This is a genomic window from Afifella sp. YEN Y35 (assembly GCF_047553465.1).
In the GTDB taxonomy this organism is placed as follows: Bacteria; Pseudomonadota; Alphaproteobacteria; order Rhizobiales; family Afifellaceae; genus Afifella; species Afifella aestuarii.
The window spans coordinates 2,957,893-2,972,179 of sequence record NZ_CP180203.1 but is presented as its reverse complement, the minus strand read 5'-3'; the positions used below and the strand labels follow the sequence as shown (position 1 = coordinate 2,972,179).

Annotated in this window: 13 protein-coding genes and 1 pseudogene; 9 read left to right on the top strand and 5 right to left on the bottom strand. The window is 62.0% G+C overall.

Annotated features, from left to right (window positions below):
- Nucleotides 1–188: 188 nt before the first annotated feature.
- On the bottom strand, nt 189–332 hold the full coding sequence (locus ACK8CP_RS14235) for a DUF3096 domain-containing protein (protein WP_234629845.1): 144 nt from the start codon (nt 330–332) through the stop codon (nt 189–191).
- Nucleotides 333–616: 284 nt separating this feature from the next.
- Here ACK8CP_RS14235 and ACK8CP_RS14230 point away from each other — a divergent pair.
- Both ACK8CP_RS14230 and hemA read left to right on the top strand, forming a co-directional pair.
- A pseudogene (locus ACK8CP_RS14230) lies at nt 617–1,955 on the top strand (aspartate aminotransferase family protein).
- Between the two features lie 205 nt (nt 1,956–2,160).
- Nucleotides 2,161–3,432 carry a 5-aminolevulinate synthase gene (gene hemA, locus ACK8CP_RS14225; RefSeq protein WP_414832251.1) on the top strand — a complete coding sequence of 424 codons (1,272 nt, stop codon included), beginning with the start codon at nt 2,161–2,163 and terminating at the stop codon, nt 3,430–3,432.
- A gap of 157 nt (nt 3,433–3,589) precedes the next feature.
- On the opposite strand, the gene ACK8CP_RS14220 is transcribed toward hemA, so the two are convergent.
- The 4 genes from ACK8CP_RS14220 to ACK8CP_RS14205 all read right to left on the bottom strand — a co-directional run bounded on the left by ACK8CP_RS14220 (nt 3,590) and on the right by ACK8CP_RS14205 (nt 7,146).
- Nucleotides 3,590–4,720, bottom strand: a complete 1,131-nt coding sequence (locus ACK8CP_RS14220; RefSeq protein WP_414832250.1) for an AbrB family transcriptional regulator — start codon at nt 4,718–4,720, stop codon at nt 3,590–3,592.
- The gene (locus ACK8CP_RS14215) at nt 4,717–5,919 is read right to left on the bottom strand and encodes a pyridoxal phosphate-dependent aminotransferase (RefSeq protein ID WP_414832249.1); all 1,203 of its coding nucleotides are present in this window, start codon (nt 5,917–5,919) and stop codon (nt 4,717–4,719) included. Before ACK8CP_RS14215 ends, ACK8CP_RS14220 begins: the two co-directional genes overlap by 4 nt.
- A gap of 50 nt (nt 5,920–5,969) precedes the next feature.
- The gene (gene mscL / locus ACK8CP_RS14210) at nt 5,970–6,422 is read right to left on the bottom strand and encodes a large conductance mechanosensitive channel protein MscL (RefSeq protein WP_234629840.1); all 453 of its coding nucleotides are present in this window, start codon (nt 6,420–6,422) and stop codon (nt 5,970–5,972) included.
- Between the two features lie 172 nt (nt 6,423–6,594).
- Nucleotides 6,595–7,146: a pilus assembly protein N-terminal domain-containing protein gene (locus ACK8CP_RS14205; protein ID WP_414832248.1), complete on the bottom strand. Its 552-nt coding sequence runs from the start codon at nt 7,144–7,146 to the stop codon at nt 6,595–6,597.
- Nucleotides 7,147–7,450: 304 nt separating this feature from the next.
- Between ACK8CP_RS14205 and ACK8CP_RS14200 the strand changes: the two genes are divergently transcribed.
- From ACK8CP_RS14200 to ACK8CP_RS14170, 7 genes are all read left to right on the top strand, one after another.
- Nucleotides 7,451–7,621 carry a Flp family type IVb pilin gene (locus tag ACK8CP_RS14200; RefSeq protein ID WP_414832247.1) on the top strand — a complete coding sequence of 57 codons (171 nt, stop codon included), beginning with the start codon at nt 7,451–7,453 and terminating at the stop codon, nt 7,619–7,621.
- Nucleotides 7,622–7,747: 126 nt separating this feature from the next.
- Nucleotides 7,748–8,263: a prepilin peptidase gene (locus ACK8CP_RS14195; RefSeq protein ID WP_414832246.1), complete on the top strand. Its 516-nt coding sequence runs from the start codon at nt 7,748–7,750 to the stop codon at nt 8,261–8,263.
- 174 nt (nt 8,264–8,437) lie between these two features.
- The gene (gene cpaB, locus ACK8CP_RS14190; protein ID WP_234629836.1) at nt 8,438–9,217 is read left to right on the top strand and encodes a Flp pilus assembly protein CpaB; all 780 of its coding nucleotides are present in this window, start codon (nt 8,438–8,440) and stop codon (nt 9,215–9,217) included.
- 32 nt (nt 9,218–9,249) lie between these two features.
- On the top strand, nt 9,250–10,761 hold the full coding sequence (locus ACK8CP_RS14185) for a type II and III secretion system protein family protein (protein ID WP_234629835.1): 1,512 nt from the start codon (nt 9,250–9,252) through the stop codon (nt 10,759–10,761).
- A 21-nt stretch (nt 10,762–10,782) separates the two neighbouring features.
- The gene (locus ACK8CP_RS14180) at nt 10,783–11,487 is read left to right on the top strand and encodes a CpaD family pilus assembly protein (protein ID WP_414832245.1); all 705 of its coding nucleotides are present in this window, start codon (nt 10,783–10,785) and stop codon (nt 11,485–11,487) included.
- 7 nt (nt 11,488–11,494) lie between these two features.
- Complete coding sequence (locus ACK8CP_RS14175) at nt 11,495–12,796, top strand: AAA family ATPase (protein ID WP_414832244.1); 1,302 nt, start codon at nt 11,495–11,497, stop codon at nt 12,794–12,796.
- A gap of 15 nt (nt 12,797–12,811) precedes the next feature.
- Complete coding sequence (locus ACK8CP_RS14170; RefSeq protein ID WP_234629832.1) at nt 12,812–14,287, top strand: CpaF family protein; 1,476 nt, start codon at nt 12,812–12,814, stop codon at nt 14,285–14,287.

The window sequence follows — 14,287 nt, the reverse complement described above, 5'->3', positions numbered from 1 at the left end:
GCCGCGCGTGCAAGCGCACGCCAGCCTTGCTTCAGGGCGCGCCGAGGCGCCCTGGCAAAGAAAGACGCTGGAGAGAAGCTCTTAGGCGATCGCGATCTTCGGGTCGAGGGGACCGCACTTGGATTGTGTGGCGACGATGCCCCTTTGGGGTGCGCCGGCCGATCCTGACGGCTTCCCGATCGCTCGGTTCATCCGGCGAGCTGGGGGAAAAGTCCGACGAGGCCGATAATGATCAGGTAGATGGCGATCACGTAATTCAGGATCTGCGGAAAGACGAGAATGAGAATTCCGGCGATGAGAGCGACCGCCGGCTGGATGAGGACGATGTCCATGGGTGAGGTCTCCTGGATAGGGGCGGGGCGATGGGGCTGTCCGTGGTCCGCCCTCGTGACTGTCGCAAAACGTAGAAGACCGAAGAGCGTTGCTCACGCTTTGAGCGAAAGAGCGAAGTTTATGCGGGGCATATCGAACGAATATCACCGCGATGGACAATCTCTCGACAAATCGCCATGACAAGCATCTGAGACAGCGTTCAGCTCGATGGTCCGCTGAACGGAGTCGTGGGCCGGTCATGAACATCCGTGTCCGGCGGTTGCCAAATCTTGGAGGTGCCTCGATGAACATGCTGGCCGAGCCTTTGCAGAAATTCGCCACCAATTCGCTGGAGAGCCATTGGCTGCCGTTTACGGCAAGCCGCGATTTCAAGGCCGAGCCGCGCCTCGTGGTGAAAAGCGAGGGCATGTATCTGTGGGACCACAAGGGCGGCAAAATCATCGACGGGTCCTCGGCGCTGTTCAACGTGGCGGCGGGCCATGGCCGCAAGGAGATCATCGAGGCGGTCCACGCCCAGATGTTGCAGAACGATTACTCGCCGCATTTCCAGCTCGGGCATCCGGGCTCTTTCGCCCTGTCCGCCAAGCTCTCGCAGATCCTTCCTGAACCGTTCAATCACATCTTCTTCGTGAATTCCGGTTCGGAGGCGATCGATACGGCGCTGAAGATCGTCATGGCCTATCACCGCGCCCGCGGTGAGGGGCAGCGTCTGCGCTTCGTCTCGCGCGAGCGGGCCTATCACGGCGTCAATATCGGCGGCGTCTCGCTCTCGGGCCTGATGAAGAACCGCGAGGCTTTTCCGGGCGTGATCCCGAATGTGGTGGCGATGCGCCATACCTGGGATTCAGAAAACACCTTCGTGCGGGGGCAGGCGGAAACAGGCGCCGAGCTCGCCGACGATCTGCAGCGCTTCTGTGACATGTACGGCGCGTCGACCATCGCGGCGGTTTTCGTGGAGCCGGTCGCAGGTTCCACCGGCACGCTCGTGCCGCCGAAGGGCTATCTGGAACGCCTGCGCGAGATCTGCGATGCGAACGGCATCCTGCTCGTCTTCGACGAAGTGATCACCGGTTTCGGCCGCCTCGGCGCGCCTTTTGCCGCTCAGGCCTTTGGCGTCACCCCTGACATCATGACGATGGCGAAGGCGATCACCAACGGCACCATTCCAATGGGCGCCGTCGCTGCGCGTGACGAGATCTACGAGACGATCACCAATTCCGCACCGGAAAACGCCATCGAGTTCTTCCACGGCTACACGTATTCCGCCCATCCGGTGGCGTGCGCCGCGGGGCTGGCGACGCTCGACATCTACGAGCGCGAAGGGTTGTTTGATCGGGCGGCCGATCTGTCGGGTTACTTCCTCGACGCCATCTACTCGCTGAAGGACATTCCCGCCGTTCGCGACATCCGCGGCTATGGAATGATGGCGGGCGTGGAAGCCTGGCCCGAGGATGGCAAGCCAGGTGTCCGTGGCAACAGGCTGCAGAAAGAACTTTTCTGGAAAGGCCTGCACGTAAAGTTCACCGGCGATACCGCGATCGTCGCGCCGGCGCTGATCGCCGAAAAAAAGCCATGTCGACGAGATGGTTGACATTCTGCGCCAGACACTGAGTGTGCTTTAGGGCTGCCGCTAAAAAGGGCGAGTGGCCAAAAAAAGCGGCCACTCGCCGCAGGAAAGTGCCCGCTCTTTGATCCAGATCACGGGTGTGTCAATCTGATGGACGTATCGTCAGTGTCAGGCCTGCTTGACGGTTGCGCGGCGAAGCGCCGCTAGCCAAGCAAGGTTCGGGCTGATTATTGTTCGAGCGGCATCGACCGGGGAACGCTATGTTCGATTATCATTCTCATTTCGAAGCCGCCATCGCGGCCCTGCGCAACGAGCGGCGTTACCGCGTCTTTGCCGATCTGGAGCGGCAAGTCGGGCGGTTCCCGCGAGCCATCTGGCGACGCGACGGCCAGGCGGAGGAAGTCACCATCTGGTGTTCGAACGACTACCTGGCGATGGGCCACCATCCCAAGGTCGTCGAAGCGATGCGCCATGCGGCGCTGACGATGGGCGCGGGCGCGGGCGGCACGCGAAACATTTCCGGCACCAACCGGCCGCTGGTCGAGCTCGAAGCCGAGCTCTGCGATCTCCATCACAAGGAATCGGCGCTGGTCTTCACGTCGGGCTTCGTTTCCAACGAGGCGGCGATCTCGACGATCGCCCGGCTCCTGCCGGACTGCCTCATCCTCTCCGATCAGCTCAACCACGCGTCGATGATCGAAGGCGTCAAGCACGCCGGTACCCAGAAGCAGATCTGGCGCCACAACGACCTTGAGCATCTGGAAGAGCTTCTGAAGGTGGCGGGGAAGGATCGCGCCAAGCTGATCGTCTTTGAATCGGTATACTCGATGGATGGTGACGTCGCGCCGATCGAGAAGATCGCCGATCTAGCGGACGAATATGGCGCGCTCACCTATATCGACGAAGTGCATGCCGTGGGCATGTACGGCGAACGCGGCGCGGGCATTTGCGAGCGCGATGGCGTCATGGACCGTATCGACATCATCGAAGGTACGCTGGCGAAGGCGTTCGGCACGCTTGGCGGCTACGTCACGGGGCCTGCCTCGATCATGGACGCGGTCCGCTCCTATGCGCCGGGCTTCATCTTCACGACGGCTTTGCCGCCGGCGATCGCTGCGGCCACTTGCGCCTCGATCCGCCATCTCAAGGCGTCGCAGGAAGAGCGTGCCGGCCAGCAGCGTCAGGCCGCCCGCGCCAAGGACGTGCTGCGCAAAGCCGGTCTGCCAGTCATGCCGAGCGAAACGCACATCGTTCCTGTTCTCGTCGGCGACCCGGAAGCCTGCAAGGCGGCGAGCGACCGTCTGATGGAAAAGCACCGCATCTACATCCAGCCGATCAATTATCCGACTGTGCCGCGCGGGACTGAGCGTCTCAGGCTCACGCCGACCCCGATGCACGACGATCAGCTGATCGATCAGCTTGCCGAGGCGTTGGTGGAGACGTGGCAGGCTCTCCATCTGCCGCTCAACCGGCCCGACTCCGTCGAGACGGCGCCGGCGCGTGCCCAGATCTTCGCGGCTTCAGGCGGCTGAGTGCTGCGGCTGGCTGCAGCCTCCAACTGCAACAGATAGCGCGACGTCAGACGTCGCATCAGAATGCGGGCCGAGAGGCCCGCGTTTTCGTTTGGGATGGCTGCAAGCTTAAAGCCACGCCATCTTTTCGGATGGGTGCGCCGAGGTTCCGCGGCGGCTACGTCTTCTTCCCGCGTTCGCTGCGCCCGCGTTCCCAGGGTTCTTCGGGATCGGGAGCGGCGTGCCCCTCCTGCCGCATCAGCCAGCGCGCGAGAAGGGGGACTGCGAAGGCGAGGGCAGCGAACCGGACGACATGATGGGCGGCCACATAGGCCGGGTCCACATTCATGGTGAAGGCGAGGATGGTCAGCGCCTCGAGCGCGCCCGGCGCAAAGGCCATGAAGGTCTGCAACAGCGAAATATCGAGGATCACGCTCGTGATCGCCGCGCCGATCGCGGAAATCACGACAGCGATGGCGAAGGCGGCGCCTGCGGCGGTCAGGATTTTCGGCAGGAGCGGCCGATCTTCAGGCCGCAGCCTGCAGCCGGCAATGGCACCGATGCCGATGAGGCTCGGAATGAGGATGAAGGCGGGGATCGCCGTCTCGACCACGCCGGAGACGCACAGCACGGCTGCCGCGAGGAGGCCGCCGAGCATCTGCCCGCCCGGGATGCGCAGCTTGTAGAGAAGAAATCCGCAAACGGCCCCGGCGGCGAAGAGCAGAAAAAGCTCGCCCCAATCGACGGAGGCGACGCCGCGGGCGCCGACCGCACTCGGATGAACGCCAGCCAGGAAGGCGGCAAGCGGCAGCGCCTCGAGCAGGATGATGAGCCGAAGGCTCTGAGCGATGGCGACGCGTCGAAGATCGGCAGAGGTCATCTCGGCAGCTGCCAGCACGAAGGAAAGCGCCCCCGGCAGAGCTGCGAAAAGCGCGCTGTGGCGGTCCCATCGGAACATGCGCACCAGGAGAAGGTAGCTTCCGACGGTGACCAGGATCACAGTGATCGCAAGGGCGAAAAAGCTGACCGGCCAGCTCGACACCTCGTTGAGCGTTGCCGGCGTCACCCCCGTTCCGGAAATCACGCCGAGAACGAGGAAAATGATGTTGCGCAACCCGCTCGGGATCTCCGTGTGGAAGCCGCCGAGACTGGATGCCGCAACGAAGAGCATGCCTCCGGAAATCCACGCGGCGGGTAGGCCGATCAGCGCAAACAAAGCTCCACCTGCTGTCGAAAGGGCAAGCGTGGCCGCGACCCGAACGAGGGTTTCGCGAGGAGGAAGGGCGAAGCCGCCGGCCTGGCCACTCACCTCGCGAGCCAGTTTGCGAGCCGCCGCCCGGCTTCGGCCATGTCCTCAGGCTTGCGCGCAAAGCAAAGCCGCATGAAAGCCTCGCCCGCCGCTCCGAAGGCGGTGCCGGGCGCCACGCCGACATTTGCCTCGTCAACGAGACGCAAGCCGAGCTTTCCCGTCTCCTCTTCGCCTTTGATCGAGAAGAAGAGATAGAAGGCGCCGTCGGGCCAGGTGAAGCGCGTGCGCGGCGAGGTTTGCAGCGCCTCGCAAATTACCTTTCGGCTTTGGCGGGCGCGTTCCACCTGCTCGGCAATGAAGGGTTCGCCTTCTTCCACGGCAACGGTCGCTGCGCGCTGCATGAACACGGCGACGCCGGAAGTCGAATACTGAATGAGGTTCTCAAGCACCCGGCCGAGCGCCGGTGGCGCCCCGATCCAGCCGACGCGCCACCCCGTCATCGCCCAGTTCTTCGAGAAAGTGTTGACGAAAAGAATCGGGTCGTCGTCCCGCGCAATGTCGTAGAAAGACGGCGCGCGATCACCCGCGAAGAAGAAGCGGTTATAGACTTCGTCGGCGATGATCCAGAGCTTGCGCCTGCGGGCGAAATCGAGAATCGCCTGCAATTCCTCCCGCGTTGCGGTCCAACCGGTCGGGTTCGACGGGGAATTGAGGAAGATCGCTTTCGTCTTCTCACCCGTCGCGGCAAGAAGCTCGTCGATATCGAGACGCCAGCCGGCATTGTCGGTGAAATGCATCGGCACATGCACGGCCGTCGCACCGGCAAGGCCGGTGGCCGCCGCGCAATTCGGCCAGGCCGGTGTCGGGATCACCACCTCGTCGCCGGTCCCGGCAACCGCTGCAATCGCGATCTGGATCGCCTGCATTCCGGAGCCCGTCACGAAGAAACGCTCGGCTGAAAAATCGCGCCCGTAAAGACGCTGATGGTAGCGCGCGAGCGCTTCCCGCAGAGGCGGGATGCCGCGCTGCCACGTATAGAAGGTCTCGCCAGCGGCGAGCGAGCGCGCTGCCGCCTCGCAGATGAAATCCGGTGTCGGAAGGTCGCCTTCCCCGGCCCACAGCGGGATCATACCCGGCCTTTCGCGGCCGTAATTCATCACCTCCACGATGCCGGAATCAGGCGCGGCGAGCGCCTCCTGGCGAAGCGTGGAAAGAAGTTGCGTTCCGGGTTCGGAGAGATCGGAGGGAAGGGCGCTCATGCGCAATTTGTAGCGCCCGTTCACCGAGCCCGTCTAGCGCCTTGATGGGCTCAAATGGTGGGATTCCCGTCTTTCGCTGCGGGAGTGCGCGCCTGCAGCGCATCGCGGATTTCGCGAAGCAGCCGGATGTCTTCTGGCACTTCGGGAGCCGCCGCTGGCTTTTCCTCACGCTTGCGCATCAGCCGGTTCACGGCCTTGACCAGCAGGAAGACGGCAAATGCGACGATCAGGAATTTGACGAGCGCATTGATGAAAAGACCGATGTTCCACGTGACGGCGCCGGCCTGCTTCGCCTGCGTGATGGTGTTGAAGGTGCCGTCACCCTTCAGCACGACGAAGAACTGGGAGAAATCCACGCCGCCCAGAAGAACGCCGATCGGCGGCATCAGGATGTCATCGACGAGAGACGACACGATCGCCCCGAAGGCCGCACCGATGATGATGCCCACCGCCATGTCGAGGACATTGCCTTTGAGGGCGAACTCACGGAATTCCTTCAGCATTATAAGTCCTTCGAGGTCGTTCTGGGAGCTGCCGCCATGCTTCGCAATCCAGGCTCATGCTGCCGCGGCCTGGCCGACAAGGCGTGTGTACGGGTCCTGGCGCCCACCACAAGAGGAGCCGCGGGTGCGAGCGTCGTGAGGGGACATGCCGGGGTTTGTCCGGCGGCAGGCGTCACCGTCCGCGAGCGAAACTCTGGCGCTGTTGGATCTGGGCGCTCGCCTGCTCGAAATTCGTCGCCGCGTCGCCGACCGAAATCACCTTCTCGCAGATTGGCGAGCAGGACAGGGTCTGACGGTTGGATCCATAGAAGACGGTCGTGAGCTGCCGGTCGTTCGACACCACCTGCAAAATGGCGTTCGCGACCTCGTGTCCATCTTGATCAAGCGCGATCAAGTTGGTCGTGCCGGCCGCCTTACCCGTGAGGACGAGGGTTTGTTCATCCTCCACCGTTGCATCCGCGATCCCCGGATTGCCGATCACGATCGTCGACACCGGTTTGTCGAGCTTCATCACCTTGGCGAAATCGATGGTCAGCGCGATCGTGTCCGCACGCGCGGGAAGGCTCGTGGCGACGAGAAGGAAAAGGGGCAGCAGCCCTGCCAGGATGCGAGCGGCAGCGGCTCGATTCGTCCTGGTGCGCATGCCTTGCATGAGATCGTCCTTACCAAATTCATCAGCACAATACGTAAGAAGGGTGAACGAAGTGCAAATAACTTCGTGCAAAGCCTCTCAGTCATTCGGCGTCATGAGGGAAGTGCGAAAAATTGTTTGGAAAACGGGGAGTCTCATAAGTGTATGAGTTTCTGAGATAAATTCCTTCAATAGCGGCCGTTGTCACCCTTTTCCGTATCTTAAAGAGATCTCGGTGCATGCTTCGCGCAAGCTTCGTCGTGCAGCATCCCCCCGGCTCTCTGGATGATTGGATTAAGATTGCCGCAAACAATTGTTGCTAGGCATTGTCCCTAGTTCCCGGGCACCAAAGACCGCAACGGCGGGCGTTCGGGGTGACGACAGAAGGAGCAGAGAGATGAAGAAGCTTGTGAACCGCTTCGTGAAGGACGAGTCCGGTGCGACCGCCATCGAATATGGTCTGATTGCCGCCCTGGTTTCGGTTGTGATCATCGCCGTGCTGACGACGCTGGGTACGAGCCTGAAGAGCACGTTCAGCTCGGTGGCGAGTGGTCTTGGCGCGAGCTGAGGGCTAAAAGCGAGATTTAGCCTTCGCATCGGGCGTAAATGCAACGGAGGGCTGTCGCCCTCCGTTTCTCTTTTTTGCACCGTAGCGATCAGGAATTGCCGGGCCTATGACATCCGGGAGAATGGCGTGTCCGCAATCGCTCTCCTGAAATACGCCGTTCTGTTTCTCTTCCCGCTGTTGATGACCTATGCGGGCATCATGGATCTTTTGACGTTCAAGATTCGCAACGTCCTGGTCCTATTTCTCCTCATTTTGTGGCTGATTGCTGCGCCGCTTGCAGGATTGACGCTGCATGAAATGGGGCTGAGCCTCGCTGTCGGGCTCGCCACCTTTTGCGTGACCTTCGCGTTTTTTGCCGCCGGATGGATCGGTGGCGGTGATGCCAAGCTTGCCAGTGTAGCCGCCTTGTGGTTCGGCTGGACCGATGTCCTCCCGTATTTTGCTCTGGCCTCCGTGCTGGGAGGCGTGCTGACCCTCGTCGTTCTACAACTGCGAATGGGCCGCATCCCCTTCCCCAATTATTGGCCTGACTGTCTCAGCCGTTTCCGCGACGGAGAGAGCGGCGTGCCCTATGGCGTGGCTTTTGCTGCCGCAGCCTTGATTCTGTTTCATCAGACCGATTGGCTCCCTCGGCTCACATGATCATCAAGGCCAATTCAATCTCTGAATCGGGCTTGATCGAGCGGAACAATCTTAGATTGCGTCCCAGAAAGGGACAGATGGCCCGGCGCATTAACCATACCTTGACCATTCCCGAAGAAACTCCGGCTTGAGCGCCCTTAGGCGTGAATTGCGTCAGCCGAGGTTCTCCAAGCGATGGCCCCAATCCGATTGATCGTCTTGGTCGTTGCCCTCCTTGCCGGAGGTGCAGCCGCCTATCTGGCGCTCAACCTCGACAGCGGGCCCGTGAACGAGCCCACCGCCACGCCGCCTCCACAGGTCGCAATGCGCGACATCCTGGTCGCCTCCGCCGATCTCCCGCAGGGCACCACGCTCAGCGGCTCGAACATGCGTTGGCAGCCCTGGCCCGAAGACAGCATCAATCCGGCCTTCATCGAGAAGACGGCGCGGCCGGATGCGATCGAAAAGCTCTCCGGCGTCGTCGTGCGCAATCAGTTTTTGGACGGAGAACCGATCCGTGATGGCAAGCTCGCCACCGCCGATTCGGGCTTCATGTCGGCGATCCTGCCGGAAGGTCAGCGCGCCGTTGCCGTTCGCGTGTCGGCCGAAAGTGCGGCCGGCGGTTTCGTCCTTCCCAATGACCGCGTCGATATTCTTCTGACGTCCTCCGAGGAAGGCGGCGAATCCCGCAGCCAGATCACCCGTACGATCCTGAGAAATATTCGCGTTCTGGCCATCGATCAGACCGTGCAGGAGCGTGAGGGCGAGCCGGTCGTCATCGGGAAGACGGCGACGCTGGAAGTGACTCCACGAGAAGCCGAAGTCGTGACGGCGGCGGAAGGCAGCGGAACCTTGTCGCTCGCCCTTCGGAGCATGGCGGACGCCGACAGCACGGATACGGCCGTCGACCGCAACCGCTCGAGCACGGTCAAGGTGATCCGCTTCGGCGATGAGCAGCTGGTGAAGACCCAATGAATGCCTGTCGCATCCCCAGAAGGAGAGTGAAGATGGTTGGGCATGCGCGCATATGGGCGCTGGCCGTGCTGACTTTCGTTGCGCTTTCCTTGCCCTTGGCAGGGATAAGCAAGGCCGCATCCGACTTTCCTCGCACCGTCACGCTGAGCGCGACCGGTGCCTCACAGAATCAGCCCCTACGCCTCGGCGTCAACAAATCCATGGTCGTGGAGCTTCCCCGGGCGGCAGGGGACGTCCTCGTCTCGAACCCCGAGATCGCAGATGCGGTGTTGCGCACCTCCACCAGGCTTTATCTGATCGGCGTCAAAACCGGCCAGGCGAATGTCTTTCTCTTCGATGCGGCCGGACGGCAGATCGCCAGCCTCGATCTTTATGTCGAAACCGATCTGACGCCCCTGAATCGGCTTCTCCGCACGGCCATTCCCGACGCCCAGATCAATGCCGAAGTGATCAATGGCTCGATCGTTCTGACGGGCTATGTCCCGTCCTCTAGCGCGTCTCAGAAGGCCGAACAGATCGCCAGAAGCCTGATCCAGTCGTCCAGTGGCGGCGGCATGAGCGCCGGCTCCATCACCATCAATACGGGCGGCAGCGGCGGCTCCTCCGACGACGGCCCTGGCATCATCAACCTTCTCAAGATCACCGGTCAGGAGCAGGTCAATCTCCGCGTTACGATTGCGGAGGTGAATCGCGAGATCGTCAAACAGCTCGGCATCAACACTCAGGCCGTTCTGCAGGATGGCAATCTCGGCTTCGGCGCCATCAGCAATGGTGCGGTCAGTGGGGTGAGCAGCCTTTCGCCGTTCAATTTTCCAATCAACACCAACACCGATCCCGCCTCGGGTGGCTTCGCCTGGAACAACAACGGCAACAGGCTCTCGGCGAGCATCAAGGCCCTGGAAGAGGCGAGCATGTTGCGCAACCTCGCGGAGCCCAACCTGACGGCTGTCTCCGGCGAGACGGCAAACTTTCTGGTGGGTGGCGAATTTCCGGTGCCGGTTGCGGTGGACGAAGACGGCAACATTTCGGTGGCGTTCAAGCAGTTCGGCGTCAATCTCGCTTTCACGCCCGTCGTTCTCGATGGCGGCCGCATCAGCCTCAAGGTGCGCACCGAAGTGAGCGACCTCGCGACCGAAGGCTCGTTTTCGACGGCCGCCGGCATCACCATTCCCGGAATTACCGTGCGTCGCGCCGAGACGACCGTCGAGCTTCCTTCGGGCGGGGCTTTCGCCATTGCAGGCCTCATCCAGGATGAAACCCGCCGCGCAGTTTCCGGTCTGCCGGGACTGCAGCACTTGCCGATTCTCGGGGCGCTGTTTTCCTCCAAGGATTTCCTGCGCTCCCAAACGGAGCTCGTCGTCATCATCACGCCCTACGTCGTCAAACCGGTATCGCCGCAGAAACTCGCCCGCCCCGACGACAATATGGCGATGGCCAATGATGCCGAGGCTTATTTTCTCGGCAGTCTGGTCAAGCGCTATGGCGCCCAGGGAGACCGCCCGACGGGTGTTTACGCCGGTCAGGTCGGATTTTCGTTCGACTGATCGGATAAGGGGAACGACTTCATGCAATCCTTCGCATGTCATCGCCGGAAGAGTGGAGCGAAAGCAGCGTTCGTGCTCGTCCTTTCTGCTTGGCTCCTGGCCGGTTGCCAGTCACGAAATCTTGACCAGGCCGGACTCGAGCGGCAGGATTATCGCCTGAGACATCCTATTATGGTTTCGGAGGAGGCCGAGACGCTGGACATCCCGATCGGGATGCGCGGCGGGCATTTGTCGCCTGAGATCAAGGATGCGATTTACGATTACGCTCTCGGCTACCGTGACACAGGCATCGGTTCGGTGACCGTTCAGGTGCCGAGCGGCTCCGGCAATGACATCGCAGCCGCGGCGGCCTCGCGTGCCATCCGCGCAGCCGTCTTGGAGGCTGGGGTGGAGCCGGAACTCGTGCGCGTTGCGCCCTATCGCAGCAATGCAAGCCGCGCGGCCCCAGTGCGTCTGTCCTATTTGAAGGTCAAGGCGGTGACGCCGAAATGCGGCGTCTGGCCGGACGACGTGACCGCCACGGCGGACAATCGCGAATACTACAATTTTGGCTGCGCCTCGCAGCACAATCTCGCCGCTATGGTGGCCAATCCTGCTGATCTGCTGCAGCCGCGCCGGATGTCTCCGGCGAATGCGACACGGCGCGCGAAGGTTCTTCAGGACTATGCTTCGGGTTCCGAAACCAAATCCGGCGTAACCCTGATCAGCAGCGACTTGGGAGATTGATGGCCCAATGAGCAGCAATGATTACGACGACCCCTTTGCGGAGGACGTGTCCGAGCCGGAGACGACGGAAAAGGCCGATATCAAGCCGGTTCCGCGCGTCACCATCCAGGCGTTTTGCGACACGCCGGAAGTCGCCGCGACGTTCGATATGGCCTGCTCCGACCGGCGCATGGCGCGCGCGCATTGCAAGGTGCATACCGGCGGTCTTGGTGCAGCCTGCGAGTTCTATCGCTCCGCGCCGACCCCCAATCTGATCGTGGTCGAAAGCCGCCTGGAGAAGGAAGATCTTCTGGCGCGCCTCGATGAGCTGGCGGAAGTCTGCGACGCCGGCACGAAGGTTCTCGTTATCGGCCATTCCAACGATGTGGCAACCTATCGTGAATTGATCAGGCGCGGCGTCAGCGAATATCTCGTCGCGCCGATCGACGTCATGGCCGTGATCCGTGCCATCGCCGATATCTATGGCGACGAAGGGAGCGCGAAGCTCGGACAGGTCTTCGCCTTCATCGGCGCCAAAGGCGGCGTGGGGTCTTCGACGATCGCCCACAATCTCGCCTCGACGATGGCGTCCGTCTTCGCCTCCGACGTCATCCTTGCCGATCTCGACCTCGCATTCGGGACAGCAGGCCTCGATTTTAACGAGGATCCGCCGCAAGGCATGGCGGATGCCGTCTTCGGCTCCGACCGTCTCGACGAGGTCCTTCTCGACCGCCTTCTGACCAAGTGCCAGGAGCATTTGAGCCTGCTCGCTGCCCCGGCGACGCTCGACAAGACCTACGATTTCGACGAAGAGGCCTTCGAGCACGTCCTCGACCTCGTGCAGTCGAACGTGCCGACGGTCGTTCTCGACCTGCCGCACCTTTGGACCGCCTGGGCGCGCAAGACGCTGCTGGCGGCCGATGAAATCGTCATCACCGCGACGCCCGATCTCGCCAATCTGCGCAACACCAAAAACCTCGTCGATTTCCTCAAGCAGGCGAGGCCCAACGACGCGCCTCCGCGGCTCGTCCTGAACAAGGTCGGCGTGCCGCGTCAGCCGGAAATCAAGGCAGATGATTTTGCCGCCGCGCTGCAATTGCCGACGAGCGCCGTGATCCCCTTCGATCCGCTTCTCTTCGGCACGGCCGCCAACAACGGCCAGATGATTGCCGAAGCGTCGGCGAAATCCAATATCAATGAGATCTTCACGGACCTGGCGCAGGTTGTCACCGGCCGTAAGGAGACCAAGCACGGACGCAAAACGAGCCTCCTCTTGGGGCCTTTGCTCGAAAAGCTGAAGTCGAAGCCCAAATCGAAGCGGGCCGCCTAAACCAAGGAAGAGTGTATGTTCGGCAAGCGCAGCGTCACCGAGCTGGAACAGGCGCAACGACCGAAGCCCGCGGCCGAGGCGCCGAAGAAACCAGCTGTCTCGGAGAGCGCGGTGAGGCCGGCGGCTCCGGCCACCCCCAGCCTGACACCGCCGCCTGCGCCGACGAAGTCCGCGAAAATCGCTGCGCGGCCGCGCAAGTCGGAAGAATATTACCGCGTCAAGACGCAGATCTTCGGGGCGCTGATCGACACGATCGACCTGTCGCAGCTCGCCAAGATGGATGCCGAGCAGGCGCGTGAAGAAATCCGCGATATCGTCAACGACATCATCACGGTGAAGAACCTGGTGATGTCGATCTCCGAGCAGGAGGAGCTGCTTGAAGATATCTGCAACGATGTTCTCGGCTATGGGCCGCTCGAGCCGCTGCTGGCGCGCGACGACATTGCCGACATCATGGTCAACGGGTTCGAGCAGGTCTTCATCGAAGTCTTGGGCAAGGTCGAGGAGACGGACATTCGTTTCCGCGACAACGCGCAGCTTCTGAATATCTGCCAGCGCATCGTCAGCCAGGTCGGCCGCCGGGTCGACGAATCGAGCCCGATCTGCGACGCGCGCCTGCCCGATGGATCGCGCGTCAACGTCATCGCCCCGCCTTTGTCGATCGACGGTCCCGCCCTCACCATTCGAAAGTTCAAGAAGGACAAGCTCACCCTCGATCAGCTTGTCCGCTTCGGCACGATCACGCCGGAAGGCGCGACCATTCTGCAGATCATCGGTCGGGTTCGCTGCAACGTGCTGGTGTCCGGCGGCACCGGTTCGGGCAAGACCACGCTGTTGAACTGCCTGACCCGCTATATCGATCACGACGAGCGCATCGTCACCTGCGAGGACGCGGCCGAACTGCAATTGCAGCAGCCGCATGTCGTGCGTTTGGAGACCCGTCCGCCGAACCTCGAAGGCGAGGGCGAGGTGACGATGCGTGATCTCGTGAAGAACTGCCTGCGTATGCGCCCGGAACGCATCATCGTCGGCGAAGTGCGCGGACCGGAAGCCTTCGACCTCCTACAGGCCATGAACACGGGCCATGACGGCTCGATGGGCACCTTGCACGCCAACTCGCCGCGTGAGGCGCTGAGCCGTATTGAATCGATGATCACCATGGGCGGCTACGCGCTGCCCTCGCGCACCATCCGCGAAATGATGGTCTCCTCGATCGACGTCATCGTCCAGGCGGCTCGTCTGCGCGACGGCTCCCGCCGCATCACCCACATCACCGAGGTGCTCGGGATGGAAGGCGACGTCATCATCACGCAGGATCTCTTCGTCTACGACATCGTTGGCGAAGACAAGGATGGCCGCGTTCTCGGCCGCCATCGCTCGACCGGCATCGGCCGTCCCGCCTTCTGGGACCGGGCGCGTTATTTCAACGAAGAACAGCGCCTTGCCGCGGCTCTCGATGCTGCCGAGGCGGACGAGCCGATGCGCGCATGA

Coding starts and splice junctions, on each gene's coding strand:
- mscL (WP_234629840.1), bottom strand. CDS start 6,422: ATGCTGAAGGAATTCCGTGAGTTCGCCCTCAAAGGCAATGTCCTCGAC.
- cpaB (WP_234629836.1), top strand. CDS start 8,438: ATGGCCCCAATCCGATTGATCGTCTTGGTCGTTGCCCTCCTTGCCGGA.
- ACK8CP_RS14200 (WP_414832247.1), top strand. CDS start 7,451: ATGAAGAAGCTTGTGAACCGCTTCGTGAAGGACGAGTCCGGTGCGACC.
- hemA (WP_414832251.1), top strand. CDS start 2,161: ATGTTCGATTATCATTCTCATTTCGAAGCCGCCATCGCGGCCCTGCGC.
- ACK8CP_RS14175 (WP_414832244.1), top strand. CDS start 11,495: ATGAGCAGCAATGATTACGACGACCCCTTTGCGGAGGACGTGTCCGAG.
- ACK8CP_RS14235 (WP_234629845.1), bottom strand. CDS start 332: ATGGACATCGTCCTCATCCAGCCGGCGGTCGCTCTCATCGCCGGAATT.
- ACK8CP_RS14170 (WP_234629832.1), top strand. CDS start 12,812: ATGTTCGGCAAGCGCAGCGTCACCGAGCTGGAACAGGCGCAACGACCG.
- ACK8CP_RS14185 (WP_234629835.1), top strand. CDS start 9,250: ATGGTTGGGCATGCGCGCATATGGGCGCTGGCCGTGCTGACTTTCGTT.
- ACK8CP_RS14180 (WP_414832245.1), top strand. CDS start 10,783: ATGCAATCCTTCGCATGTCATCGCCGGAAGAGTGGAGCGAAAGCAGCG.
- ACK8CP_RS14215 (WP_414832249.1), bottom strand. CDS start 5,919: ATGAGCGCCCTTCCCTCCGATCTCTCCGAACCCGGAACGCAACTTCTT.